Annotated in this window: 7 protein-coding genes; 4 read left to right on the forward strand and 3 right to left on the reverse strand. The window is 66.9% G+C overall.

Annotated features, from left to right (window positions below; translation table 11 throughout):
• Positions 1–12: 12 nt before the first annotated feature.
• Positions 13–672: an orotate phosphoribosyltransferase gene (gene pyrE / locus AC5P66_RS05380; RefSeq protein WP_005420471.1), complete on the reverse strand. Its 660-nt coding sequence runs from the start codon at positions 670–672 to the stop codon at positions 13–15.
• A 161-nt stretch (positions 673–833) separates the two neighbouring features.
• Here pyrE and AC5P66_RS05385 point away from each other — a divergent pair, with 161 nt between their 5' ends.
• From AC5P66_RS05385 to AC5P66_RS05395, 3 genes are all read left to right on the forward strand, one after another.
• Positions 834–1634, forward strand: coding sequence for an exodeoxyribonuclease III (locus AC5P66_RS05385; RefSeq protein WP_049413989.1), 801 nt, complete (start codon positions 834–836; stop codon positions 1632–1634).
• Complete coding sequence (locus AC5P66_RS05390; protein WP_049413991.1) at positions 1631–2935, forward strand: AmpG family muropeptide MFS transporter; 1305 nt, start codon at positions 1631–1633, stop codon at positions 2933–2935. Before AC5P66_RS05385 ends, AC5P66_RS05390 begins: the two co-directional genes overlap by 4 nt.
• A 78-nt stretch (positions 2936–3013) precedes the next feature.
• Complete coding sequence (locus tag AC5P66_RS05395; protein WP_005420465.1) at positions 3014–3244, forward strand: hypothetical protein; 231 nt, start codon at positions 3014–3016, stop codon at positions 3242–3244.
• 68 nt (positions 3245–3312) lie between these two features.
• Here the strand turns inward: AC5P66_RS05395 and AC5P66_RS05400 are convergent, their stop codons facing one another.
• Both AC5P66_RS05400 and AC5P66_RS05405 read right to left on the reverse strand, forming a co-directional pair.
• Positions 3313–4440, reverse strand: coding sequence for an anhydro-N-acetylmuramic acid kinase (locus AC5P66_RS05400; protein ID WP_495216113.1), 1128 nt, complete (start codon positions 4438–4440; stop codon positions 3313–3315).
• A gap of 65 nt (positions 4441–4505) precedes the next feature.
• The gene (locus AC5P66_RS05405; protein ID WP_049413997.1) at positions 4506–5978 is read right to left on the reverse strand and encodes a M23 family metallopeptidase; all 1473 of its coding nucleotides are present in this window, start codon (positions 5976–5978) and stop codon (positions 4506–4508) included.
• 167 nt (positions 5979–6145) lie between these two features.
• Between AC5P66_RS05405 and tyrS the strand changes: the two genes are divergently transcribed.
• Positions 6146–7357: a tyrosine--tRNA ligase gene (gene tyrS, locus AC5P66_RS05410; RefSeq protein WP_478483817.1), complete on the forward strand. Its 1212-nt coding sequence runs from the start codon at positions 6146–6148 to the stop codon at positions 7355–7357.
• The last annotated feature ends 471 nt before the right edge of the window (positions 7358–7828 follow it).

Below are 7828 nucleotides of genomic sequence, written 5' to 3' on the forward strand. Positions count from 1 at the left end.
CCCCTGGGTCGGTCAGCGGATCGAACGGACGCCGTACTGGGCCCGGTAGGCTTCCAGCGGCTGGCGGTAACCCACAAGTTCCGGGTTGCCGGAGGCGAAATCAAGCAGATCCGCCAGCGACGCCACGGCGATCACCGGAATCCCGGCCTCTTCGGCCACCGACTGCGCCGCCGAGCGGCGGTCGGTTTCCGAGGCGATCTCCTGGCGGTCGAGGGCTACCACGATGCCGGCCGGGGTGCCGCCGGCAGCGCGGATGATGCCCAGCGCTTCGCGGATCGCGGTGCCGGCGGTGATCACGTCGTCGACGATCAGCACGCGCTTGCCATTCATGTCGGCGCCGATCAGCTGGCCACCTTCGCCGTGGTCCTTGGCTTCCTTGCGGTTGAACGACAGCGGCAGGTCGCGGCCGCGCTGGGCCAGCTCGCAGGCCATCGCGGTGGCCAGCGGAATGCCCTTGTAGGCCGGGCCGAACACCACGTCGTACTTGATCCCGCTGGCATCGATGGCATCGGCATAGCAGGCGCCGAGCTGGGACAGCAGCGAACCGGAGTCGAAACGGCCGGCGTTGAAGAAATAGGGGCTCAGCCGGCCGGACTTGAGGGTGAACTGGCCGAAGCGCAGGGCGTCGGCGGTCAGGGCCAGCTGCAGGAAACGGTGGCGGTGGTCGCTCATCAAAACTCGATTCATCTTCATTTGGAGCATAAATCCTAATCCAGCTGGGCGTTTCGCGCTCGTCCGGCCCCGCCTGAAGCCTGTCGCGGCACTGCCTGGCGGACTGCGCAGCCCCACGGGCAACCGGTATGCTTGCCCGGTTTCCCGCCGCAGGTCCCCGCATGCGCATCATCAGTTTCAACGCCAATGGCATCCGTTCCGCCGCGACCAAGGGCTTCCTCGACTGGTTCCGTGCCCAGGACGCCGACGTCCTGTGCATCCAGGAAACCAAGGCCCAGGAAGACCAGCTGACCGACCCGATGTTCCGTCCGGATGGCCATCACTGCTTCTACCGCGACGCCATCACCAAGAAGGGCTACAGCGGCGTGGCGATCTACAGCAAGCGCGAGCCGGACCAGGTCATCACCTCGCTGGGCTGGGCCCCGTTCGACGACGAAGGCCGCTACATCGAGGCGCGCTACGGCAATCTCAGCGTGGTCTCGTTCTATATTCCCTCCGGCAGCTCGGGTGACCTGCGCCAGGGCTTCAAGTTCGAAGTGATGGAATGGCTGCGCCCGATCCTGGAGGAGTGGGCGCGCAGCGGCCGCGACTACGTGCTGTGCGGCGACTGGAACATCGTGCGTTCGGCGCTGGACATCAAGAACTGGAAGTCCAACCAGAAGAATTCCGGCTGCCTGCCGGAGGAACGCGACTGGCTCAACGCCCTCTGCGCCGACCACGGCCAGGCCACCGATGTCGCCGCCGGCCGCGGTTGGGCCGATGCCTACCGCCTGCTCAACCCCGCCGGCGAGGACTACACCTGGTGGAGCAACCGCGGCGCCGCCCGTGCCAACAACGTCGGTTGGCGCATCGACTACCAGTTCATCACCCCCGGCCTGCGTGATCGCCTGCGCAGCTGCTCGATCTACCGCGACGAGCGCTTCTCCGACCACGCCCCGTTCACCGTGGACTACGACCTGTGACCGAGGCCGCCACGCCGGTCAGCTACAAGGGCTGGGCAGGCATCAAGCGCGCCTTCGGTACCCCGTCGGCGCTGACCATGGCCATGCTTGGCTTCGGCAGTGGCCTGCCGTTCCTGCTGATCGCTTCGCAGACGCTGTCCACGCGCCTGCGCGACGTCGGCCTGGACCTGGGCAGCATCGGCCTGATCAGCCTGGCCAGCTTCTTCTACCTGCTCAAGTTCCTGTGGGCGCCGCTGCTGGACCGCTATGCATTTCCGCTGCTGGGCGCGCTCGGCCGCCGCCGTTCGTGGCTGCTGGTATCGCAGGTGCTGGTGCTGGTCGGCCTGGTCGCACTGGCCTTCGTGCGGCCGGAAGAGGGCGTCTGGCCACTGGTGATGTGGGTGCTGGTGGCGTCGTTCGCTGGCGCCACCCAGGACTCGGCGGTTGATGCCTACCGTATCGAGATCGCGCCGCAGACCGCGCAGGCCGCACTGGCGGCCACCTACACGCTGGGCTACCGGATCGGCCTGATCCTGGCCGGTGCCGGCGCGCTGTACCTGGCCCAGTTCGAAGGCTGGATCGTCGCCTACCTGGCGATGGCCGCGCTGATGCTGCTGCCGATCGTCACTACCCTCCTGTGCGCCGAACCGGAGCGCCCGGCCACGGCGGTGCAGCGTCGCATCGATATCGCCGAAGCCTTCGTCCAGCCCATCTCCAGCTTCTTCAGCCGTAATGGCGTGGCGTTGGCACTGGTGCTGCTGGCCTTCGTCGGCCTGTTCAAGTTCCCCGATCAGGTGATCGGCGTGATGGCCGGGCCGTTCTATCTCGATTCGGGGTTCGACAAGGCCGACATCGCCACCGTGTCCAAGCTGTTCGGCGTATGGATGGGGATCGGCGGTGCGTTCCTGGGGGGTATTGCGGTGGCCGCATTCGGCTTCCGGCGCATGCTGCTGGTGGCCGCACTGGGCGTGGCGATGTCCAACCTGGCCTTCCTGCTGATGGCGCACAACCCAGGCAAGCTGTGGGCGTTCTATGCCGCGCTCAGTGCCGACAACCTGTTCCAGGGGTTCGCCGGCACCGTGCTGGTGGCCTTCATGTCGTCGCTGACCGACCGCAACTTCACCGCCACGCAGTACGCGTTGCTGGTATCGCTGGCCAACCTGCCGGGCAAGTTCATCGGCGGCGTCTCCGGATACATCGTTGAAGCGACGTCCTACAGCACGTTCTTCATCCTCAGCTCGGTCACTGTAGTGCCGACCCTGCTGCTGCTGGCCTGGCTGTGGCCGCGGATCGCCGACCGCGGGCCGCCGCCGGTCGCCTGATTGCCTGCCCGCCCGGACTGCGGGATCATCGCCCCCGACGCGCCGAGGGGGCGGTGCCTTGCGAACGGGGAAGTGAGCATGGCCGATGTTGTGCTGCGGGACCTGGACCCGCTGCTGCTGGAACGTATCCGACGTGTCGCGGTCGCCCGCGGCTGGACCCACGAACAGACCTGCGCCGCCCTGTTGGAGCAGGGCCTGTTCAGCAGTGAACTGGAGGTCCGCTCCGGCTTCGGCGATCCCGAAGTGGACGCCCTCTCCGATGCGATCGCCGCCCTGCAGGCCTTGCCCGCAGGGCAGGGCTTCGATTAGCGGCTTTGTAGAGCCGAGCCCACGCTCGGCTGCCCGGTGAATCCACGTCATGCGTGGATGGCGCCACCTCACGCCAGGTGGATTGCCCCCAGGATCCGCGGCCCCTTCGCTCCGGTCACGCTTGGCAGGTTGCCGGCCAGTCCGTCCATCGTGCGCTGCGCCAGCCAGGCAAAGCCCATCGCCTCCACGTACTCCGGGTCCAGCCCATGCACCGCGCTGGACTCCACCTGCACCTCCGGCAGCCGCGCCGCCAGCCGTTTCATCAGCTGCCGGTTGCGCACCCCGCCGCCACAGACCAGCAGGCGCCGGGTCTGCGGCTGCTGCGCCAGCAGCGCGTCGGCCACGGTCGTCACGGTCAGCTCCAGCAGGGTGGCCTGCACATCGGCAGCGGCATATTCGCCTTCCTCCATGTGGGCCTCGGCCCAGGCCAGGTGGAACTGCTCGCGCCCGGTGCTCTTCGGCGGCGGCAGCGCGAACCACGGGTCCGAACGCCAGCCGGCCAGCAGGCCCTCGTCCACCGCGCCACTGGCGGCATACGCGCCGTCCGCATCGAAGGTGCGGACGGTGTGGCGCTGGCACCAGGCATCCATCAGCGCGTTGGCAGGGCCCGTATCGAAGCCGCGCACTGCGCCTTCGCGCGGGATCAGGGTCAGGTTGGCGATGCCGCCCAGGTTGAGCACTGCGCGGTCTTCATCGGCGGCACCCAGCATGCCCAGGTGGAAAGCCGGCATCAGCGGCGCGCCATGGCCCCCGGCCGCCACGTCGCGGCGGCGGAAGTCGGACACCGTGGTGATTCCGGTCAGCTCGGCGATGCGGTTGCCGTCGCCCAGCTGCACGGTGAACGCCGGATCGGCCAGCGGGCGGTGGCGCACGGTCTGGCCGTGCGAGCCGATCGCGCGCACCTGGCTGCGATCCACGCCGGCTTCGGCCAGCAGCTGGTTGGCAGCCTCGGCGAAGTTGATCGCGATGCGCGCATCCAGCTCGCCGAGCTCCTCCAGCGAGTCCAGCGGGCCGCCTTCACCCAGCGCCACCAGCCGCGCACGCAGCACCGGCTCCCAGCGGGCGGTCAACCCGTGCACGAAGCGGCAGCCACCGTCGGCGGGAAACTGCACCAGCGCGGCATCGATGCCGTCGGCGCTGGTGCCCGACATCAGGCCAAGGTACAGGGGGGCGTCAGCGTCGGCAGTTGTGTTCATGGCAGGCATAAAAAAAGGACGCGGCAAGCTTGTGCTGCCGCGTCCTTCTTCGTCAACGAAGGGGCTCAGCCGCGCTTGCGGCCGGTTGCCTGCTTGTCCTTGGCGCTGGCAACCTCGGTGGCGGCCTCGTCGCGGCTGGTCGGTGCCGGGCTGGCATCGGCGTAGATCAGCTTCTCCATGCCCTGGATGCGGGCCATCGCCGGCGCGGTCTGCGCGCGGAAGGCGACCAGCTCGGCGCCCTTCAGCGGCTCCGGCGGCGGCATGGTCACGGTCAGCGGGTTGCGGTGCTCGCCGTTGACGCGGAATTCGTAGTGCAGGTGCGGCCCGGTCGCCAGGCCGGTCGAGCCGACGTAGCCGATCACCGTGCCCTGGGCCACGCGCTGGCCGGTCCTGATGTTCGCAAAGCGCGACATGTGCCCGTACAGGGTGGTGTGGCCGCGACCGTGGTCGAGGATCACCACGTTGCCGTAGCCGCGCTGCACGCCCGCGAACTGCACGCGGGCATCGCCGGCGGCCATGATCGGCGTGCCGGTACGCGCGGCGTAGTCCACGCCCTTGTGCATGCGCATCTTGCCCAGCACCGGGTGCTTGCGTGCGCCGAAGGTCGAGCTCAGCCGCGCGAACGGGATCGGCATGCGGATGAAGCTCTTCTTCAACGAACGGCCGTTGATGTCGTAGTACTCGGACTTGCCGTTGCGGTCGAAGCGGAAGCCGGAATAGGTCTTGCCGCCGGTGGTGAAGGTCGCCGCCAGGATCTTGCTGGTGTCCACCTTCTCGCCTTCGCGCCAGGTCTCGTCCATCACCACGCTGAAGCGGTCGCCCGGCTGCAGGTCCTTGGAGAAGTCGATGTCGTACTTGAAGATGTCGTCGGTCATCGTCGCGATCGCCGACGGCGACAGCCCGGCCCGGCGGGCCGCGGCATACAGCGAACTGGTGATCTCGCCGCTGGTGACCACGGTACGCGTGGAAGTCTCGCGTCGCGTCACCTTCTCCTTGATGTCATCGCCGGCCAGGCTCAGTTCCACCCGGTTGTCGGCGTCGCGGTCGAAGCGGATGCTGCGCAGGTCGCCGGACAGCGGCATGTCGAAGGCGATCTCGGCGCCCGGGCGCAGCTTGGTCAGCGCCTCGCGCGCACCGGGGTGCTCCAGCACCCGGTGCAGGGTAGTGGCCGGAATACCGGCCTTGTCGAACAGGTCGCTCAGGGTCTGGCCGCGCTGGATGCGCAGCACCTGCCAGCTGTCGCCCGGTACCTGCTGCTGGCGGGCCATGGTCAACGGTGGCAGCGGCAGTGCCAGGCTGGTGTGGCTGTCCGCGTAAGGCGCGTCAATGGTGTGCGAGAAACCGGGGACGATCGTCGCCACCAGGGCGCCGATGGTCGCAAACAGGCTCGCGTGCATCCAATGGCGGCGGGTCCAGCGCTCATTGAAGGCGGCGGGAAGGTGTTGCCTGAGCTTCCGATGCAGGGCGTTGTCGTGCAGGACGTGAAGGCGTTCCTGGAAGCGCTGCTTGCGGGCGCGCCCTTGTTCGGAATTGTGCATCGGCGGTCTTTTCCTGGCGGCCCGGGAGCGCGGGCCTGATCGGCGGTTACCATAGACACCTGAGAAAACCGCGTCAAACCCTTGTGCCCATTGGCTTTTGTGAAGCCAATCGGGTTAACTTTGCTTTAACACCCCACACAAGAATCGGCGTTGCCGGGAGTAGTCACGTGTCCTCGATTGAAGAAGCCCTTGCCCTGATCGGCCGCGGTGCCGACGAGATCCTCAAGCTTGAGGATCTGCGCGCGCGCTTGCAGGAAGGCCGCCCGCTGCGGATCAAGGCCGGCTTCGACCCCACTGCGCCCGATCTGCACCTGGGCCACACAGTGCTGCTGAACAAGATGCGCCAGTTCCAGGACCTCGGCCACCAGGTCATTTTCCTGATCGGCGACTTCACCGGCATGATCGGCGATCCGTCGGGCAAGAGCCTGACCCGCAAGCCGCTCAGCCGCGATGACGTGCTGGCCAACGCCCGTACCTATGAGGAACAGGTGTTCAAGGTGCTGGACCGCAGCCGTACCGAAGTCCGCTTCAACTCGGAGTGGTTCGGCAAGATGGGCGCGGCCGACATGATCCGCCTGGCCGGGCAGCACACCGTGGCACGCATGCTCGAGCGCGACGACTTCGCCAAGCGTTATGCCGCCCAGCAGTCGATCGCCATCCATGAGTTCCTGTACCCGCTGGTGCAGGGCTACGACTCGGTGGCCCTGGAGGCCGACGTCGAGCTGGGCGGTACCGACCAGAAGTTCAACCTGCTGATGGGCCGTGGCCTGCAGGAACACCATGGCCAGAAGCCGCAGGTGGTGCTGACCATGCCGCTGCTGGAAGGCCTGGATGGCGTCAACAAGATGTCCAAGTCGCTGGGCAACTACATTGGTATCAGCGAGCCGGCCATCGACATCGTCACCAAGACCATGAAGGTGGACGATACCCTGATGTGGCGCTGGATCGAGCTGCTGTCCTTCGACATCAGCCAGGCCGAGGCCGTGCAGCTGCGCGAGCAGGTGGCCAATGGCGGCCTGAACCCGCGCGTGGTCAAGCTGCGCCTGGCGCGTGAGCTGGCGACCCGTTTCCACGACGCCGTGGCGGCAGAGCAGGCGATTGCCGGCTGGGAAGCGGCGGTGACCGGGCAGGGCGACATCACCCAGCTGCCGCTGCAGGATGTGGCGATCCCGGCCGAAGGCCTGCGTATTGCCGCGTTGCTGACGGCGGCCGGCCTGACCCCGAGCAACTCCGAAGCGAACCGCAAGCTGAAGGAGCGCGCGGTGAAGGTGGACGGTGAAGTGGTCGAAGACGGCCAGCAGTTGCTGCAGCCGGGCTTCGAAGGCCTGCTGCAGGTCGGCAAGCGCACCTTCGCCCGCGTGCGCCTGGTCGCTGCCTGACAGCAGGGAAGGGCCGGCGCAGCCGGCCCTTCCCTGGGCTCTTGTAGAGCCTAGCCCACGCTTGGCTGCGCTTCGCGGGTTCCTTCCGTCGCGCGACGGATGAACCGATGCAACATCCGGTGAAAAAAATCGCCACACCCCCTTCACAAATGATTGGAATGGGGACATACTTCTCCTCCCCCGTCGCAGGGGTCGCCACCAAGGGGCTTCAGCGACAACAGGGCGCCCACCACCGCCGAACGAGATGATCGAACGAAGGTGTTGACGGACTGAAAAAGTCTGGCATAATGGGCGGCTCGCTACGAAGGAAACTTCGCAGCACACGGGAATGGCGCTGAGGCCACTTCCCCGGATCTTTGAAAGTATGCGCAGGTATCTTGTGAAGGCGCCTGCAGGAAGGATGATTGTCCATCTTGCAGACGTTTGATCAAGCAACTATTAATTGTTTTAAAGCAAGCGATACGTTGCCAG

This window comes from Stenotrophomonas sp. YJH_SMC_122, from assembly GCF_059369535.1.